Source organism: Pseudomonas sp. GM50, from assembly GCF_000282375.1.
Classification (GTDB): domain Bacteria; phylum Pseudomonadota; class Gammaproteobacteria; order Pseudomonadales; family Pseudomonadaceae; genus Aquipseudomonas.
Window position 1 is genome coordinate 1 of the sequence record NZ_AKJK01000068.1, and the last position, 18,108, is coordinate 18,108.

Below are 18,108 nucleotides of genomic sequence, written 5' to 3' on the forward strand. Positions count from 1 at the left end.
CTTCGGCTGCCGCACCGCCGATGGCCGCTTCGACCCGGAACGCTTCGCCGCCCAGGCACAAACCCCGCAAGTGCGGATGATTGAAATCAAAATGAGCCAAGGCGCCAAACCCGGCCACGGCGGGATCCTGCCCAAGCACAAAGTCACCAAGGAAATCGCCGAAACCCGCGGCATCCTGATGGGCGAAGACTGCATCTCGCCGTCACGCCACAGCGCGTTTTCCACGCCGATCGAACTGATGCACTTCATTGCGCAACTGCGTGAACTGTCCGGTGGCAAACCGGTGGGCTTCAAGTTTTGCTTGGGCCACCCGTGGGAGTTCATGGGCATCGCCAAGGCCATGCTGGAAACCGGCATCCTCCCGGACTTCATCGTGGTCGACGGCAAGGAAGGTGGCACCGGCGCCGCGCCTGTGGAGTTCACCGACCACATCGGCGTGCCGATGCGTGAGGGTCTGCTGTTCGTGCACAACACGCTGGTGGGCCTGAACCTGCGGGACAAGATCAAACTCGGCGCCAGCGGCAAAATCGTCAGCGCCTTCGACATCGCCAGCGTCCTGGCCATCGGCGCCGACTGGGCCAACTCGGCGCGCGGCTTCATGTTCGCCATCGGCTGCATCCAGTCGCAAAGCTGCCACACCAACAAATGCCCGACCGGCGTCGCCACCCAGGACACCCTGCGCCAACGCGCCCTCGTGGTTCCGGACAAGGCGCAGCGCGTGTTCAACTTCCACCGCAATACGCTCAAGGCCCTGGCCGAAATGCTTGCCGCCGCGGGCCTCGATCATCCTTCACAGCTGTCGGCCAAGCATCTGGTGCGACGCATGTCGGCGACCGAGATCAAACTGTTCTCGCAGTTGCATGTGTTCCTGAAACCGGGGGAGTTGCTGACCGGTGAAGTGAATGGCGAGTTTTATTCGCGGATGTGGCAGATGGCGCGGGCGGATAGTTTTGAGCCTGATGAAGCGGCTGCGGCATAGACCGTGTTTGCGCGCCAACCTCAGGGGGTTGGCGTTTCCCCCCGGATGAACAAACGGGCTTCGCTGTCCCCTTCCTTTAGCACCAGCACCTGCTTCCAGTGCTTGGGAAACAAGGCGTCGTGTTCAGGACGAGCGTAGCCCGTGACCCACCAGATCCGCTTGGCATTGAGTTTCAAGGTTGAAAAATCGTCGAAGATAATCGAATCCAGGTGACGGGGGATGAGTGCCCAACCACCGTATTCGGCGGTTCCCCAAAGGGTGCCTGTCGGTGGTTTGAAAGCGTACAACCTCGGCTGAATACCGGTCGAGTTGTAGTACGTAAACGGCAAATACCAATACAGGTTATCCACAACGATCGCATCACCCGGACGGACTTCGCGACCGAGACCGGCGATCACGGCGTCCAGCCTTGCGTCTTTGCGAATGCTTGTCCCGTTCATCTCATCCGTTTGTGCGTACACCGCCGAAAGCCCGTGTACTTCTGCCAACAAAACCAACGCCATGGCGACAGCGGCAAGAACAGCGTGGCGTTGGCTCCATGCGTCCAGCGCGAGCGCAACGATCAGGGGTAACGCGGCGGCAGCGAACACCAGGTATCGGGCATTGAAAACCGGCACGATCAGCGACACCAGCAAAACGGTCAGCACCGGCACAAAGAAATAGCCCACCAACAAGACGCTGAAAGGTCGCTCATGGCGTGCCTTGAGCAGCACTGCTGCGGCGCAAACAACGATCAACACCGAGGGCAACACACGCCATAAGGATGAATGAGTGACCGCTCCCTCCATCATCACCAGCTGCCAAACGAAGGTCAGCGCTGTTTGCCAGGTGAGCGGCGGTATCCATTCGAGCCCGTCCATTCGCAGCAATTGATCGATGAAATCGGGTAGCCATGGCAGGTACAACACGACGATTGCGCAATTGGCCAAGACCCACGCACGAATCGGTATGGCCATGGACCGACCGCCCTCTCGCACTTGCCACCAACACAGCCAATGCACCAAAACGCACAGCGCGGCGAAGTAATGCGTGTAGAAAGCAGCCGTCATCAACAGCGCGTAAAAAACCGGATAACGTTTTTGAACCGGTGCCCTGATCCAGCACACCAGCGCCACGGTCGCACCCATCAGCCAGAAGCCGAGCAAGGTGTACATGCGCACTTCCTGGCTGTAGCGCACCGATAACGGTAGCAACGCCAACAACAATGCCGCTATCCAGGTCGCCTTTCGCGTTGTCACCAGGCTCATCAATTTAATGCTCAGCAACAGCGTGCCAACATCGGCCAGTGCACTCAGGGACCGCGCAGACAACACGCCATTACCGAACAGCAACATCCAGAAATGCAACAAGACATAGTAAAGCGGCGGATGAACATCCCGCGCCGTTGTCGCCCAGATATACGCAGGCGAACCCTCGGCCAGCAGCAGGCTGTAGGCCTCGTCGTACCAGATGACCGGCACGGTGATGGAGTGAAACCTTGCGAGCAATGCGAGGACGATTACCGCCACCAGACCTGCCCTGTCGGCCATCCGGGCTGGAAAACTTTCGGGAGGAATCGAAGAGGTCATCACCAGGCTCACCACTGAAGCGTGGTGATCGGGATTGGCTCCTTCATGACGATAAAACCGTAATCACCCAGCAGATAGATGCGGTAAAACTTGCTCTCCACCAGTGGCGGATAAGCCTGGTAACCCATCAGGGTCGCGTTGCGCCGCTCCCTCTCCACGACCACATTGGTGATGCCCGCCTTCGGCAGGTTTTCAGCCAGCATGAAGAAGTTGATGTTCAGCAGATAATGCAAGACCGGCATCCGCTTGAACGAACCCGCGGCCCCCACCAGCCAGTGATCGGAATAACTCACCGCCAGGTAAATGCGCTTGGCCTCGTGCAGTTGCCGATGGGCCGCAATGTCATGCCCCAGGGAAAACAACGCACTGGACGCAAAGGTGTTCTGCACCGTCAGCACGCGACCATAGGCGTAAGACAACGAAAGCATGGCCAACAGAGGCACCGCCAACAACATCGGCAGCCGCTCATGGATGGGCGCCAGCGCCAGATGGCTCAAATAGAACAACAGCACCAGCAACACCGCGAAACCCATCAAGGTTCTGGCGCCTTCATTGAAGTCGCGGAAAAACAGCGCAACCCCCGACACCAGTAAAGTCACGACCGGCACTGTCAGCACGCACGCCAGGCCCATCACGATTTTTCTCAGCCCGGTGTCCTGGCGTTCCATCACGTTGCGGGCCAACCGTGCGCTGCCCACCAGGGCACACAACAGCAGCACGGCGAACACCCAGGTGAATCCACCGTGAAACAGCAGCGCGACTTTTTCCAGCACCCGGCCGATGTTGATTTCAACTTGCAGCAAAGGCTCCGCTGCCCAGTTCAACAATAAGGCGCGATCGTGATGCATGTACGGATAAGCCGTGACGCTGTAGATCAACCCGCCCAGCCCCGCCTGGGCGATTTTCCAGCCGATTAATTCGTACCACTGCCGCCAGGCCCACTTGTCATTCGCGCCCCTGAGCAGCTCCAGGCAACACAGGCCCAGAAACACATTGAGGCTCACCTGATAAAGCCCCAGCGCCAGCGCAATCAGGAAAGCCGGCACCAGCCATTGCAGAATGCGCGAGGGATGACGAAACGTGATCGCGTAAATCACCGCCACCAAGCTCAAGGCATTGGCTGGCCCGTCGTATTGATAAGACAGGTTCTGCAGGAAGAACGGGTTGTACCAGAGCGGCAACAGCACCAGGCAGCAAGAAATCGTCGGCTGCGGGTAGTAATGGAAGGTCAGCCTGGTCAACGCCGAGGCCATGGCGAGCGTGGCGATCAATAGCGGCAATGGAAAGATGTTCGGCGCAGCATCGCTGAACGTCAGCAGGTTGTAGAACAGCTCGGTGAACAACCGCCCCTGCCCCGCCCAGGCCGTACCGGCCGACAGCGAGCGCCAGTTGTCATCGATGTAGGGATAGTCCGCCAGGATCAGCGGAATGACATAAACCAGGGTCGCGATCAGGAAAAACAGCCAGACCCGACGATACCCCAGTTCTTTGCTGAAAAAGTCGCCCAGTCTGCCCATGCTAAAGCCCGACCCGGTCTTTGCCGCCAATGACGTCTTTGACCACATAACGGGGCCGGTGCTTGGCTTCGATGTAGATGCGGCCGACGTACTCACCGAGGATGCCGATGCCAATCAATTGGACGCCGCCGAGAAACAGAATGGCGGTCATCAGCGAGGGGTAACCGGGGACATTGTTACCGAAGAAAATCTTGTCCAGCACCATGTACACCGCGTACAGCACCGCGAAGATCGAGATACCGCCACCGATGTAAGTCCACAACCGCAATGGCACGGTGCTGAACGAAGTAATGCCTTCCAGCGCCAGGTTCCACAGTTTCCAGCCATTGAACTTGCTGCTCCCCGCCACTCGCCCGGCCCGCTCGTATTCCACCACCGCCGTGGTGAACCCGGCCCAGGACAGAACACCCTTCATGAACAACTGATGCTCGGGAAGCGCGCGAATCACATTGACCACCTTGCGGTCCATGAGGCGAAAATCCCCGACGTTTTCTTCGATCCGGGTGTAGGAAATCCTGTTCAGCAAATGATAGAAGAGCGACGCGCTGTGGCGTTTCAAATAACTGTCACTGTCACGATTGCGGCGTTTGGCGAGCACCACATCGGCACCCTTTTGCCACTCGGTAATCAACCGCGGGATGACGCTGATCGGATCCTGCAGGTCCACGTCCATGGGGATCACCGCATCGCCGGTGGCGTATTCCAGCCCCGCGAACAACGCCGGCTCCTTGCCGAAGTTGCGCGAGAAGTTGATCAGCAATACCTGCTCATCGACCTGTGCCAGCGCCTTGGCCTGCTCAGCCGTCTGGTCGGTACTGCCGTCGTTGATGAACACGATCTCGACCTCACACGGGTCAAGTTTCAATTCGCGACGCACCGCCTGATAGAACAGATTGATCGCCTGCTCTTCATTGAATACCGGGACAATCAGCGAAACTTTCACGTTTCACACTCCTGAAAAACGAAGTGTAGATGTTCGACAGACGCTCATCAGGGGTCGTTCTGGTGCGCGAACTGCCCGGCAGACCGACGGGCATGGGCTCAATTCGTTCGCTATAGGCAGCTGAGACATTCGGTAATATCCAGCCTTTTGCAATTACCCGCGAATCACGCCACCCTGCGCGCCGCTGCAGGAGCGAGCTCCTACCCAACAACCCCGTTCAAGAGCCCGCCTTCATGACGTTTGAACGCGATCACCGAATCGACTTTTTTCGCGGCCTGGCCCTGATCTTCATCTTCTGGGATCACGTGCCGCAAAACCCGCTCGCGCAGTTCACGGTGCGTAATTTCGGTTTCAGCGATGCAGCGGAGATTTTCGTGTTCCTGGCCGGTTACGCGGCCGTGCTGGCCTACGGAAAAATCGCCCGGCGCGACGGTTTCATGGTCGCTACGGTGAAAATCCTGCGACGCGCCTGGGTGCTTTATGTGGTGCATATCTTTTTGTTGGCGCTGTTGATGGGCATCGTGTTTTTCGCCAACAGCCACGTGGAAACCCGTGATCTGGTGCAGGAAATGGGCTTGCAGTATTTCCTCAGCAATCCGCAGCAGGCGTTGATGGATGAGTTGTTGCTGCGCTTCAAGCCGAACCTGATGGACCCGTTGCCGTTGTATATTTTTTTGCTGCTCGGCCTGCCGCTGGTGCTGCCGATGCTGCTGCGCAAGCCTGAATACGTGGTGGGGTTGTCGGTGGTCTTGTATCTGCTGGCGCCATGGTTTCAGTGGAACCTGGCGGGCACCGACGGTGGCGTGTGGTTTTTCAATCCGATGGCCTGGCAGCTGCTGTTTATTCTCGGCGGCGCGGCGGCGATTCACGGGCAAAGGCCTCGGGTGCCACAACCTCGACCGCTGACTCGGCAGCCGTTTTTTATCGCCGCGCTGAGCTATCTGATCGTGACCGGGCTGATCGCAGTGTCGTGGAAATGGTCGACCGTGCATGACGCCTTCATGCCCCAACGACTCGGCGAATGGCTCTATCCGATCAGCAAGACCAACCTCTCTCCGGCGCGCCTGCTGCACTTCCTCGCCCTCGCCTACGTCACCGCCAGGTTGTTGCCGGACACGGGCTGGACGCAGCACTGGCTGGCGCGGCAAAGCTGTCGCATGGGGCGCTATTCCTTGGAAGTGTTCTGCCTTGGCGTGTTGCTGGCGCCGTTGGCAGACATGCTCAATGCCTTGGGCGCGAATGCACTGGCGATGCAGGTATTCAGTGCACTGCTGGGAGTCGGGTTGATGGCATTGCTGGGGGCTTGGCTGGATTTCAACAAGCGGTTGAATCGGCCGGCCCAAGTCGCCGTCGTCTGATATTGAGACAAGCTGGGTAGCTTTTGTGGCGAGGGGGCTTGCCCCCGTTCGGCTGCGAAGCAGTCGCAAATCCGTTCCACGCAATATGCCTGATAAAAAATGTGCTGCTGGTTTTTGGGGACTGCTGCGCAGTCCAACGGGGGCAAGCCCCCTCGCCACAAAAGCTCGCTCGCCACAGGAGATTGTGCCAATTAATAAAAAGCCCCGGTCATCTCGACCGGGGCTTTTGCATTTCTGACGTTACAGACTCAAGAAGCCGAACGCACCGCACCTTGCGACACATTGCTCGGTTGCAACTTGAACACGTAGAACAACACCGTCAGCAGCACCAGGAAAGCAGGCCCGACATACAGCGCCACGCGAGTGTCCGGGAAGTACGCCATCAGGCCGACCACCAGCACCAGAAATGCCAGAGCCAGATACGAGCTGACCGGGTACAACCACATGCGGTATTTCAGGCCGGCACGTTCGCTCGCGCTCAGGCCTTGGCGGAACTTGAGCTGGGCCAGCAGGATCATCACCCAAGTCCAGATCGCGCCGAAGGTGGCAATCGCGGTGACCCAGACGAAGACTTTCTCCGGCACCAGATAGTTAAGCAACACGCCCAGCAACAACGCACCGATCGACAGCAACAGCGCCCGACGCGGCACGCCGTTGTTCGAGGTCTTGGCGAAACCGGCCGGGGCCTGGCCGTTCTGCGCCAGGCTGTAGAGCATGCGCCCGGTGCTGAAAATGCCGCCGTTGCAGGACGACAGCGCAGCGGTGATCACCACGAAGTTGATGATGCCGGCGGCGGTCTTGATACCCAGGCGCTCGAAGGTCATCACAAACGGGCTGCCCTGGGTGCCGATTTCGTTCCACGGGTAGATCGACAGGATCACGAACAAGGCGCCGACGTAGAACAGCAGAATCCGCCAGAACACCGAGCCGATCGCATTGGGAATGGTCTTCTGCGGGTTCTTGGCTTCACCGGCGGTCAGGCCGATCATCTCGACGCCGAGGTAGGCGAACATCACCATTTGCAGGGACATCAACACGCCTTGCACGCCGTTGGGCATGAAGCCGCCGTGGGCCCAGAGATTGGAAATCCCTAGCGCCACACCGTCGTTGCCGAAGCCGAAAGCGATCACGCCGATGCCGCCGAGCACCATCGCAATGATGGTGACGATCTTGATCAAGGCGAACCAGAATTCGAACTCACCGAAGGCTTTCACCGCGATCAGGTTGATCGAACCCATGCTGATCAACGCCGCCAATGCCCAGATCCAGCGCGGCACGTCGGGGAACCAGACGCCCATGTACACCGCCACCGCGGTGATTTCCGCGACGCAGGTCACCAGCCACAGGAACCAGTAGTTCCAGCCGGTCAGAAAGCCCGCCAGCGGGCCAAGGTAGTCCTGGGCATAACGGCTGAACGAGCCGGCGACCGGATTGTGCACGGCCATCTCGCCGAGGGCGCGCATGATCACCAGGATCGCCAGACCGCCGATGATGTAGGAGAGCATGATGGCCGGGCCGGCCATTTCGATGGCCTTGGCCGAACCCAGGAACAGGCCGACGCCGATACAGGCACCGAGCGCCATCAAGCGAATATGCCGTTCGCCAAGTTCGCGTTTAAGCGGGCCGCCCTGAGCGGTCTCGCCGTGAGGCAGGTGATTGCCAACTGGCATAGGGGTACCTCGTCTTGTTATTGGATATGACCACCGAGTGTCGAAGCACCGACCGATAAGCCAGCGCTTCTGCGAAACCGGGCCTGCTTCATGGGCAGACGCGTCTTGTAGGACAAAACCTGCAAGATCAGCGGGGCGTGCAGTATAAAAAGCTTCCGGCAGGGTTTTTCACTCTATAAACCACAACATTCAGCCATAACTCTCGGTAAAAGCGCGGTTTTCGGAGGGGCATTACCTGACTTATGTAGGATTATTCACCACTTAAACGGCGCCGAGTATTGCACAGCAATGGTGCATCGTCATGCCCCTACCCAGGCAGCATTTAGCGCTTTGATGTGTCTAGCTCGGCCATTACAGACGACATCACCTTGTGGGTGAGGCAGCTGTTGTGGCGAGGGGGCTTGCCCCCGTTCGGCTGCGCAGCAGTCGCAAACCCGTTGCACGCGGTATGTCTGATACAAATTAGTGCTGCTTGTTTTTGGGACTGCTGCGCAGTCCAACGGGGGCAAGCCCCCTCGCCACAACAGCTCTCTGGGTATAGCTGCGCCCGCACCGCAGTTAATCCTTCACAAAAATCGGAATATTCACTCAATAACTACGGCCCCGATCCAGGAAATCGGGAACTAGCCTGAGAACGTCAAGTTGACTACTTACGCAAGGAAGCAATGGATTGCCTACTCAACCAAACTCTCATCGTCTGCGCTTTGGCAGAGCCTCCGAAAATGGCCGCGCTTACCTCATCACCGCAGTTACTCACGAACGCCAACCTATATTCTCTGACTGGCAATTGGGACGTCTGCTGGTCGCAGAACTGCGCCGAGTTCACGACGCGGGGTTAGTGGATTCAATCGCTTGGGTAGTGATGCCCGATCATTTCCATTGGCTAATGCAGCTGCGGGACAACAATCTGGGCAGTGTTGTCGGCTCTACCAAGTCACGTTGCACCCAGGCGGTGAACAAAATGACCGGTCGGAATGGTCCGCTGTGGCAAACCGGCTATCACGATCGAGCAATCCGCGATGGCGAAGAGCTTCTGCCGTTCGCTCGTTACATTGTTGCCAATCCATTGCGCGCAGGGTTGGTACAAAAGATTGGCGATTACCCGCTCTGGGACGCCTGCTGGCTATAACGCTGAACAGCACATCGGTGAGGGAATTCTGTGGCGAGGGGGCTTGCGATGGTTAGGGGCTTGCTGTGGCGAGGGGCTGTTGTGGCGAGGGGGCTTGCCCCCGTTGGACTGCGCAGCAGTCCCAAAAACAAGCAGCGCTATGTTTGTATCAGGTATATCGCGTGTAATGGATTTACGACTGCTGCGCAGCCGAACGGGGGCAAGCCCCCTCGCCACAAGGAATGGTACGTACCCGACATTTGGTTATTCACAATTTTTTCACCAACGCCAACCACCGTCTAAGCTTCTAACAAGTCCGATCAATCTGCGTGAATGGATCAGTCGACTATGGGCGCTTTGTGGCAAACCGATTCGAGTGAAACTGTGGTTCCGACTGAAAGAGTGGATGAAGCGCCTTTACCTGAAAAACCCCGTCGCTCCCGGCACGGCTGGGGGGCGTTCTGGTTGCTGCTGCTGATTATTCTGATTGTCCTGGGCCTCGCCGCGGCCAAGGAAATGCGCACCTCCAAGTTTCAGGCCCGGGAAATCAGCAAATATGCCGCCTCGCTGAAGTACGAGCTGCAACCTGGCCCCAGCGATGCGATTCGCTACCCCGGCGCAGGCCCGTTCGATCAGCGGTTGGGTTACAGCGCCCTGGATGAGTTTCTGCCGCGCCTGCTCAAGCGCAATTACGTGGTGTCAGCACAAACCCGCTTTTCCCCGGCGCTGATGAAGTACAGCGACAAGGGCTTTTTCGTGCCCTATGCCGAAAAAATCCAGGCTGGGCTGTCGATCACCGATTGCCGCGCGGCACCGCTGTACCAGTACAAATATCCACAACAACTCTATTCAAGCTTTGCGACGATCCCTCCGGTAGTGGTCAGCAGTTTGCTCTTCATCGAAAACCGCTTTTTGCTCGACCCCCGCCAGCCTTTGGCCAACCCCGCCGTGGACTGGCCACGGTTCGGCATGGCGGCGTGGTCTCAGGTGGCCAAGTTGTTGCGCCTGCCCGGTCAGTCGGCGGGCGGCAGTACGCTGGCAACGCAGCTTGAGAAATATCGACACTCGCCCGATGGCTTGACGATGTCGGGTGCGGAAAAGATCCGGCAAATGATTTCCGCCAGCGTGCGGGCCTATCAGGCGGGCCCGGAAACCCTCCAGGCACGGCAAAATGTGATTCGTGACTACCTCAACAGTGTTCCGCTGTCGGCAGTACCGGGGCACGGTGAAGTGCATGGCATGGCCGAAGGCTTGCGCGTCTGGTACGGCGCCGATTTCAACCAGGCCAACGAACGGCTGGCCAGCACTGATACCGATTCGAAAAGTCTGTCGGAAAAAGGCCTGGCCCTGCGTGAAATGCTGTCACTGATGATCGCTCAGCGTCGCCCTTCCCACTACTTGACCAAGGGCCGTGATGAATTGGCCAGTCTCACTGACAGCCATATTCGCCTGCTAGCGCAGAATGGCGTGATCGATGCGCCGCTCGCGGCAGCAGCATTGGCCAGTAAAGTGACTTACCGCGACTGGGCCACCCAGCCCACCATTCAGCCCATCGAAACCAACAAAGGCATCAGTGTGGCGCGCAGCCGTCTGGGCGGGTTGCTCAACCGTCCGCTGTATGACCTCGACCGTCTGGACCTGTCAGCCACCAGTACGCTGCAAGGCGCGTTGCAAACCCAGGCCACCGAGTACCTCAAGCATCTGGCCGACCCGGCCTATGCAACGGAAATCGGCCTGATTGGCGAACGCCTGCTCACCCCCACCAGCACCTCGCAGGTGCGCTACAGCTTCACCCTGTTCGAACTGACTCCAGACGGCTCACGAGTGCGGGTGCAGACCGACAGCACCGACCAGCCGTTCGACATCAATGAAGGCAGCAAGCTGGAACTGGGCTCCACCGCAAAAATGCGCGTGCTCACCACTTACCTGCAAATCATCGCCGAGCTGCACGATAAGTACGCAGCGATGAGCGTCCCTGAATTGAAAAAAGTCGAGGTCCCGGACCAGGACCGTCTGAGCCGCTGGGCCGTCGATTACCTGATGCAGAACAAAGACCACAACCTGCCGAACATGCTGAGTGCCGCGCTGGATCGCAAATACTCCGCCAGCCCTGGCGAGGCCTTTTTCACGGGTGGCGGGCTGCACACATTCAATAACTTTCGCAAGGAAGACAACGGCCGCATGCCGACCCTGCGTGATGCCATTCGTGAGTCGATCAACCTGCCGTTCATTCGCCTGATGCGCGACCTGGTGCGCTACACCACCTATTCCGGTCCCAACAACAGCGCCGAATTGCTCAAGGACGATCGCGACCCTCGGCGTCAGGAATACCTGGCCTCATTCGCCGACAAAGAAGGCACCTCGTTCCTGCTGAAGTTCTGGAAGAAATACCGCAACAAGGACACCAAGGCGCGGCTCGAAACCTTTCTCGACGGCATGCGCCCGACCCCGATTCGCATGGCCGCCGTGCATCGTTATCTATTCCCCCAGGCAGACCAGGAAAGCTTCAACACCTTCGTACGCTCGCACCTCAAAGGCGCCAAGCTCAATGAAAAACTGACCGACGAACGCCTTGAACGCCTCTACCTGAGTTATGGCCCTGGCAGCTATGACCTCCCGGACCAGGGCTTCATCGCCAAGGTTCACCCGCTGGATCTGTGGTTGATCGGCTACTTGCTGAACAACCCCGACGCCAAGTTCAGCCAGATCGTCAAGGCCAGCCAGTTCGAGCGTCAGGAAGTCTATAGCTGGCTGTTCAAGAGCCGACACAAGGGTGCCCGCGACAGCCGAATCCGCACCATGCTGGAGATCGAGGCGTTCCTCGACATTCACCAGCGCTGGCAGAAAGTCGGCTATCCGTTCGATCATCTGGTGCCCTCGCTGGCCACCGCCATCGGTAGCTCCGGCGACCGCCCGGCGGCATTGGCGGAGCTGATCGGCACTATTCTCAACGACGGTGTGCGCATGCCGACGCTACGTATCGACAGCCTGCACTTTGCGGCCGATACGCCCTATGAAACCCGCCTGATCAATGACCCTGTCGTCGGCAAACGCGTGATGCCTTCCGAGGTGGCAGCCGCGATGCGCGAAGCCCTCTCACAAGTGGTGGACGCCGGCACCGCCAAACGCGTGGCGGGCAGTTTCAAACTGGCTGACGGTAGCCCGTTGGCCATGGGCGGCAAAACCGGTACCGGCGACAACCGCATTGAAGCCATCGGTTCCGGCGGGCGGATTCTCAGCTCGAAATCGATCAACCGTACCGCGACCTTCGTGTTCTACATTGGTGACCGGCATTTCGGCACCCTCACCGCCTATGTTCCAGGGCGCACGGCTGAGAACTTCAAGTTCACCTCGGCGTTACCGGTACAAGTGCTCAAGGGCATGGCGCCGATTTTGTCGCCTTATCTGCTACCGGGAACTCTGTGCCAAGGAGCAGTGACAACGGCTGGACGCTAAGCCGTGGGTCAACAGACCTGCCCGGTGTGGCGGTATCTATATATTTTTCACTCTTCAATTTTGAGAGGTTTGAGTCGAAGCCGGCGCAATTTCGAACGTATATTTGAGCTTTTTTTGGGCAAGCTGCTTACCTAGTCTGGTCGCTCCACTATTGATCAATGGACGATCAAGCAATGCCCAATTCCCCCCCGACACTTCTACCACCAGATCAAGCCTCAATCGCTCTCTCCGCCAAAAGCACGCACTATGAGTTGATCAAGAAAGCCATCCCTTCCTGGCTGCTGAACGCTTCAGCGCCACAAGTCCAAGCATTGAAGAACGTCAGACTGACGATTCCCGACTGGCACAAGAGCGCTTCGGTCGCTGCACACCGAAGCTTGAAGAATGACCTCAAGCTCAACTGGAACGCGCAAAACAGCGTCGAGCAAGCACTGAGCAACCTGCAAGATGTCTACGCCTTTGCCAAACCCTTACTGCAACAGGTTCTGAAACAACGCTTCGGTGTAGACGATGACGTCGAGCAAACCTGGCTGCGGCTGTATGCACCGGTGAACACGTCGTGGTGGGTGCATGACTTCGCATCCGGCACTCAGAGCCGAACCGTTTCCTTGCTGGATGCGGCGCTGCACAACTTTTCGGGTAACGAAACATTCACGGCCGATTCCGAATTCATTACTCGCCCCGACGCCCAGGGTCATTTCGCGATAAAACAGCTCAAGCACAAAATGAGCGTCGATCAGTTCAAGTCACTGTGTCGCGAACTGAATATCGGCGCTCGATACGAACAACACCTTAACGAGCTTTTACTGTCGACCAACAAAGTGGCCAGCAATGTCTTGCGCCACAAAGTCATTCTCAGCCAGAAGAGCGCGCTCAATGTCGCGGCGCAAATCGCGCTGATGAAAAACGACATCGGCCAGGACGCCTATAACGTGGTGCAGGGCATGCTCGATGACCGCAGAAATCTGCGTTGGAACGGCCAGGCCATCAGCTATTACAACCTGGCGATGATGGATGCGCGCCTGATCGGCATTGTCCTGATCTGCGCCGATGTCTCCACCGCCACCGGCCCTGTCCCGGTGATCGCTTACGTTCCCCATGACCCGGAACACCCGCTCAAGCAATACCCGTCGTCGCTCGAATTCATGGCGGAACTGACGCGGCAGCTACGCGATGGTGCCTCTGCCACAAGCTATCAACGGTTTTTCAGCCAGTTCGTGAACCATCAACAACGGGGGCACTTTTTTGCCGGATTGAATGACCGTCTGGGTAAAGTCCAATGGCAGCCCGCCGCGCCGGGTTCCAACCTGCCGAGTTGGCGTGAAACGCCAGTGGATAACCCCAACCTACAGTTCAACCTGTCGAAGATTCAGGAAGATCGCGAGACGCGCTTCACCGGCGATCTATGGGGCTATTGCTACCGGCAAAAACTGAACAAGATCCTCAATGACGCCCGGGAAATCGCGATTTCCACCGAGTACGCCGACCGCATGGCACGTTGGGCCTGGTGGGACAATCTGGAAAAAATGCTCTCGGACATCCTCAACGTGGCACTGCTGGTGGCGACACCGCTTGTCCCTTTTCTCGGCGAGTTGATGCTGGCCTATACGGCGTATCAACTGCTCGACGGCGTATTCGAAGGCATAGTGGATCTGGCCGAAGGTCATTTGGCCGAGGCTGGGGAACAAGCCATTGGCGTGCTGGAAAGCATTGTCCAGCTCGGCGCCTTCGCCGCCGGTGCAAACCTCGGCCACGTCGCCGGGATGAAGCTCTCATCGTTTGTAGAAGGGTTGAAACCGGTGCAGTTGGCAGATGGTCAGACGCGGCTGTGGAATCCTGATCTCACACCTTACCAATTGCCAAAACAGGCGCTGCCGGCACAGACCCGGCCCGACGCCCATGGGCTGCATCCGGTGGGCGACAAGCAGTTGCTGCAACTGGATCGGCATCTGTTCGAAGTGGTGAAGGATCCGGCCACCGGTCAGCATCGTATCCGCCACCCGCGACGGCCCGAAGCCTATGCGCCCACCCTCGATCACAATGCCCGTGGTGCCTGGGTCTGCGAAACGGAAAACCCGCGTCAGTGGGAAGGTACGCAACTGATGCGGCGGATCGGGCATAGCACCGATGGCTTCAGCGATGCGCAGCTGGAGCAGATTCGCCTGCTCACCGGCACCGACGAAGACATCCTGCGACGCATGCATGTGGAAAACGCAGCGCCGCCACCGTTGCTGACCGATACTCTGGTGCACCTGGGCAACACGCCGGACGATGCTGCGACACCGCTCTCCCCTGAAGTCAGTCAGGTGTTGGTTGACTGCCCGCAGCTAACGCCCATCCTCGCAGAGAGGGTGATTGCCCAGGCCAGGCCTATGGAACTGCAACAGATCGCGCAGCGCCGCCGTTTGCCTTTGCGTTTGAGAACAACCGCCCGCGAGCTGCAGTTTGAGTTGCAGTCCGTCAGGGCTGCCCAGGGCTTGCAGCGCGAAGCACTGAGCAACATCGACAGCGAACGCCTGATCCTCGGTGCCTTGCGTCACTACAGCGATACCTTCGGTGCGTTGCGTATCGAAATCCGCGAGGGGACGTTCGATGGCGAGTTGCGTTGCAGTGCCGGTGCCGAGTCGGCCAAGCGGATCCGGGTGCTGGTGCGTATAGCGCCCGAACGCTACCTCGTGCGTGATGGCGAAAACCAGTCGATCCATGAAGCGAGCGGTCTGTATGAAGCGATCCTCCACGCCATGGACAACGAAGGTCGCAGTGTCCTGGGCTATCGTCCGACCGAAGCAGAACAGTTCAAGCAGTGGATCATCGCCAAGACCACGGCTCCGAGCGAACGCCGCACCGTATTGGCCAGTGCCCCCATACGATCGGTTGTCCCGCGCGAAACGCTGTTGCTGTTGCGCGGGGGAGGTCTGAGCAAAGACGCCGCCACCTTGCAGGAGCGCATTCAGGACTTGCATCCGCATTTCAGCCCACGTGAGGTCGATGCGTTTGCCGATGCCCTGACCGAACAGGGCGAGCCCCTCAAAGCCATCGAAAGGCATGAAAACGAGCTTGATGAACTGCGGGTGATCGTCCATCGCTGGCGCTATCAGCAACCGGAAAGCTGGGGGCCGGGCAGTCAGGGGTTCCGCGATGGCGGCGGGCTGCATATCTACGAACGTCTGCTCGACTGTTTTGAACGCAAGAACGCAGAACTGGGCAACCGCGCCGATCCGTCTTCCTATGCCCTCGACCTCTCTCGGGAAATGCTGTCCCTGGATCTGGAAACCTGGTGGGCGAAGCGCCCCGAGCTGAAAAAATTCCTCGACAAGGTCACGGTACTCAAACTCGACAACACACGCTTTTCCAGTGACTCGAACGGTCTGCTCAAGGACTTCCCGCACCTGGTGGAACTCAGCGCCAAGGGCTGCGAGCTGACACGCCTGCCCAACCGCATCGGCACCACGTTGCGCCGCCTCGAACGCCTGCGGCTGAGCGACAATCACATCGTGCTGGATACCGCGGCCGTCGAGCGGCTGCGCAGCCTGACGTACCTGGAAGTCCTGAGACTGGAAAACAACCCGCTGGGCCTGTCACCCAACCTTTCGCGCATGCCCCGTCTCAAGGTCGTCATCCTGAAAAATACCGGGCTGGACACGTGGCCCGAAGGCACGCTGGCCAGACCCCGGCCACGGGGTTTGCTTCTCGACCTGCGCGGCAATCCCCTCACACATATCCCTGAGGTTGTGACAGGTTCCGACGCGCAGTGGCTGGTGGCCCGGACGCGACTGGACGTCGTCGGCCTGTCGGAGCTCAACCAGGTGCGCTACCAGGCACACCGCCGTTCGATGGCCTTGCCACCGGAACCCGTCATTCCCCCCGGCCCATCGCAAAACAGGTCGATCGTCTCGACGTATGGCGCCGACTATTGGGGCGATGTGCCAGGGTGGGGACTCGACCGGGAAATCCCTTGGTCGGAACTGGCGGAAGAACCTGCCGCCCAACCGTTCATGGCCACCTTGCTCAGTGTGCGTGACTTTGCCGATTACCGCGCCGGCGGAGCGATCAGGGATCAACTGATGCAGCGCGTCTGGCGCATGCTCGATGCCGTGCATGTCGACAGCCGATTGCGGGAAAAACTGTTCACCATGGTGGTCGCACCGGTGGACTGCGCAGATGCCGGCGCGCAGTTGTTCAACCACATGGGCATCAACGTGCTCGCTTACGAAGCCTATACCTACTCCATCGAACCGGCAGAGCTTGAACGCAAGCTGGTGACCCTGGCCAAAGGCGCGGCGCGGCTGGACCATGTAAACGAGATTGCCAGGGCCGATGTCGCCAGCCGTGGGGGCAACCCTGATGAAGTTGAAGTCTATCTGGCCTACCAGACCGGGCTGGCGAAACGCCTCGGCCTGCCCTGGCAATCCGAAGGCATGCTGTATCGGCCAGTATCCGGTGTCACCGACGCAATGATCGATCAAGCCTGCGACACGGTATTGGCACTGGGTGAAGGCGATGGTCTGGTGAACACGATGCTCGAACAGGACTTCTGGGTAAACTACCTGGGCGAGCGGTATCCGGTGCGGCTGGAAACGAACAAACAACAGCATCTGGCCAGGTACGAGGTGCTTGAGGTCCTGCGATCCACCCAGCGTGAGTGGGTCGAGTCAACGCAACTGTCGGATCTTGAACGCGCCGCTCTGCGCAACCGGCTAAGGGATCTCGCGAATGATTTATCGGTGCCGGAAACGGTGGTCCTTGCCGATGAACCCCTCAGCGAGTCGACCTTCAACAGGCTGCTTGTCGACTTGGGTGACGATGAAAAAGAACTGTCGAGGCGATTGACCCGTGCGGCGCTGCGGCGCGCCGGCGAGTAAACCAGCCCATTGCAGCCTGACGGCAGAAATGCCGGCAGGCTTGCAGACAAAACGGCGCCGCAATCATCCACGCCACGCAGGCGCTGCATAACCAACGTGTAAGCGTCATCTATCCCTGACTCCAGTAATCGGGTTCACGGTGCCGCGGCACTGAAGACCAATTGCACATTCCCGTTGTAACGACCCGGCTTGTACCCACCTGCTGGCACTTTCGGCTGGATGTGCAGGGGAAAACGCCCGCCGGCAACAGCCTGAGCACGCGACAGCACTTCACGGGGCAGTGGGTCATGGCTCAACTCCTTGCCGTTGAAGCTGACAAGCAGGTAGATGTTCTGCTCATCGCGCCCGTTGGACAGATAGGGTTCACTCTCGAGCCGTGCGTGGATGGCACTGGTGTCATGCTTGACGTCGAAATTCTTGCGCAGCCCTTCCAGCGTCGAGGTGTGGAGGTTCCACGGCAATGTCTGCTCGCGATGAATCCAGTTCGACTCGGCCGGAATCACGTAGAAACCCAAGGTCGGAATTTCTACCGACACTTCGAATCTGTGCTCTTCCCGTGCGGCGAACGCCAGGGAACTCATCAGTGCCGTGACGCCTGCCCACAAGGCGATGGCCGATAGCTTGATCATTTCAGGTACCTGTTACGT

The 18,108-nt window shown here is 58.8% G+C and carries 9 protein-coding genes and 1 pseudogene; 5 read left to right on the forward strand and 5 right to left on the reverse strand.

Translation table 11 applies throughout. From position 1 onward, the window contains the following. On the forward strand, positions 1-979 hold a 979-nt coding region (locus tag PMI30_RS12770; protein ID WP_008010630.1), incomplete at its 5' end, for an FMN-binding glutamate synthase family protein. Here the strand turns inward: PMI30_RS12770 and PMI30_RS12765 are convergent. The 3 genes and pseudogenes from PMI30_RS12765 to PMI30_RS12755 form a co-directional block, all read right to left on the reverse strand. Continuing rightward, positions 960-2,508: pseudogene (locus tag PMI30_RS12765) on the reverse strand (glycosyltransferase family 39 protein); the annotation flags it as partial. The gene PMI30_RS12770 and the pseudogene PMI30_RS12765 sit on opposite strands and share 20 nt — an antisense overlap. A 47-nt stretch (positions 2,509-2,555) precedes the next feature. Further along, a complete protein-coding gene (locus PMI30_RS12760) occupies positions 2,556-4,064 on the reverse strand; it encodes a glucosyltransferase domain-containing protein (protein WP_008010634.1) in 1,509 nt (502 codons plus the stop codon). A 1-nt stretch (position 4,065) separates the two neighbouring features. Then, positions 4,066-5,007 carry a glycosyltransferase family 2 protein gene (locus PMI30_RS12755; protein ID WP_008010637.1) on the reverse strand — a complete coding sequence of 314 codons (942 nt, stop codon included), beginning with the start codon at positions 5,005-5,007 and terminating at the stop codon, positions 4,066-4,068. A gap of 233 nt (positions 5,008-5,240) precedes the next feature. On the opposite strand from PMI30_RS12755, the gene PMI30_RS12750 reads away from it, so the two are divergent. Beyond that, positions 5,241-6,365, forward strand: a complete 1,125-nt coding sequence (locus PMI30_RS12750) for an OpgC family protein (protein WP_008010639.1) — start codon at positions 5,241-5,243, stop codon at positions 6,363-6,365. Positions 6,366-6,613: 248 nt separating this feature from the next. Here the strand turns inward: PMI30_RS12750 and PMI30_RS12745 are convergent, their stop codons facing one another. Continuing rightward, positions 6,614-8,035 (reverse strand): amino acid permease, encoded by a 1,422-nt coding sequence (locus PMI30_RS12745; protein WP_008010648.1) that lies wholly within the window; start codon positions 8,033-8,035, stop codon positions 6,614-6,616. Positions 8,036-8,705: 670 nt separating this feature from the next. On the opposite strand from PMI30_RS12745, the gene PMI30_RS12740 reads away from it, so the two are divergent. From PMI30_RS12740 to PMI30_RS12730, 3 genes are all read left to right on the forward strand, one after another. Beyond that, entirely contained in the window at positions 8,706-9,164 is a 459-nt protein-coding gene (locus tag PMI30_RS12740) for an REP-associated tyrosine transposase (protein ID WP_008010650.1), read from the forward strand. A 327-nt stretch (positions 9,165-9,491) separates the two neighbouring features. Beyond that, positions 9,492-12,599: a transglycosylase domain-containing protein gene (locus PMI30_RS12735; RefSeq protein ID WP_008010652.1), complete on the forward strand. Its 3,108-nt coding sequence runs from the start codon at positions 9,492-9,494 to the stop codon at positions 12,597-12,599. A gap of 173 nt (positions 12,600-12,772) precedes the next feature. Then, positions 12,773-17,461 carry a dermonecrotic toxin domain-containing protein gene (locus PMI30_RS12730; protein ID WP_008010655.1) on the forward strand — a complete coding sequence of 1,563 codons (4,689 nt, stop codon included), beginning with the start codon at positions 12,773-12,775 and terminating at the stop codon, positions 17,459-17,461. A gap of 134 nt (positions 17,462-17,595) precedes the next feature. Here PMI30_RS12730 and PMI30_RS12725 read toward each other — a convergent pair whose 3' ends face one another. Then, a complete protein-coding gene (locus tag PMI30_RS12725) occupies positions 17,596-18,090 on the reverse strand; it encodes a CS1 type fimbrial major subunit (protein ID WP_008010657.1) in 495 nt (164 codons plus the stop codon). Between the last annotated feature and the right edge of the window lie 18 nt (positions 18,091-18,108).

Excerpts from the sequence above, each read along its gene's own strand:
- PMI30_RS12760 (WP_008010634.1), bottom strand. The coding sequence starts at position 4,064 with ATGGGCAGACTGGGCGACTTTTTCAGCAAAGAACTGGGGTATCGTCGG.
- PMI30_RS12750 (WP_008010639.1), top strand. The coding sequence starts at position 5,241 with ATGACGTTTGAACGCGATCACCGAATCGACTTTTTTCGCGGCCTGGCC.
- PMI30_RS12745 (WP_008010648.1), bottom strand. The coding sequence starts at position 8,035 with ATGCCAGTTGGCAATCACCTGCCTCACGGCGAGACCGCTCAGGGCGGC.
- PMI30_RS12735 (WP_008010652.1), top strand. The coding sequence starts at position 9,492 with ATGGGCGCTTTGTGGCAAACCGATTCGAGTGAAACTGTGGTTCCGACT.
- PMI30_RS12730 (WP_008010655.1), top strand. The coding sequence starts at position 12,773 with ATGCCCAATTCCCCCCCGACACTTCTACCACCAGATCAAGCCTCAATC.
- PMI30_RS12725 (WP_008010657.1), bottom strand. The coding sequence starts at position 18,090 with ATGATCAAGCTATCGGCCATCGCCTTGTGGGCAGGCGTCACGGCACTG.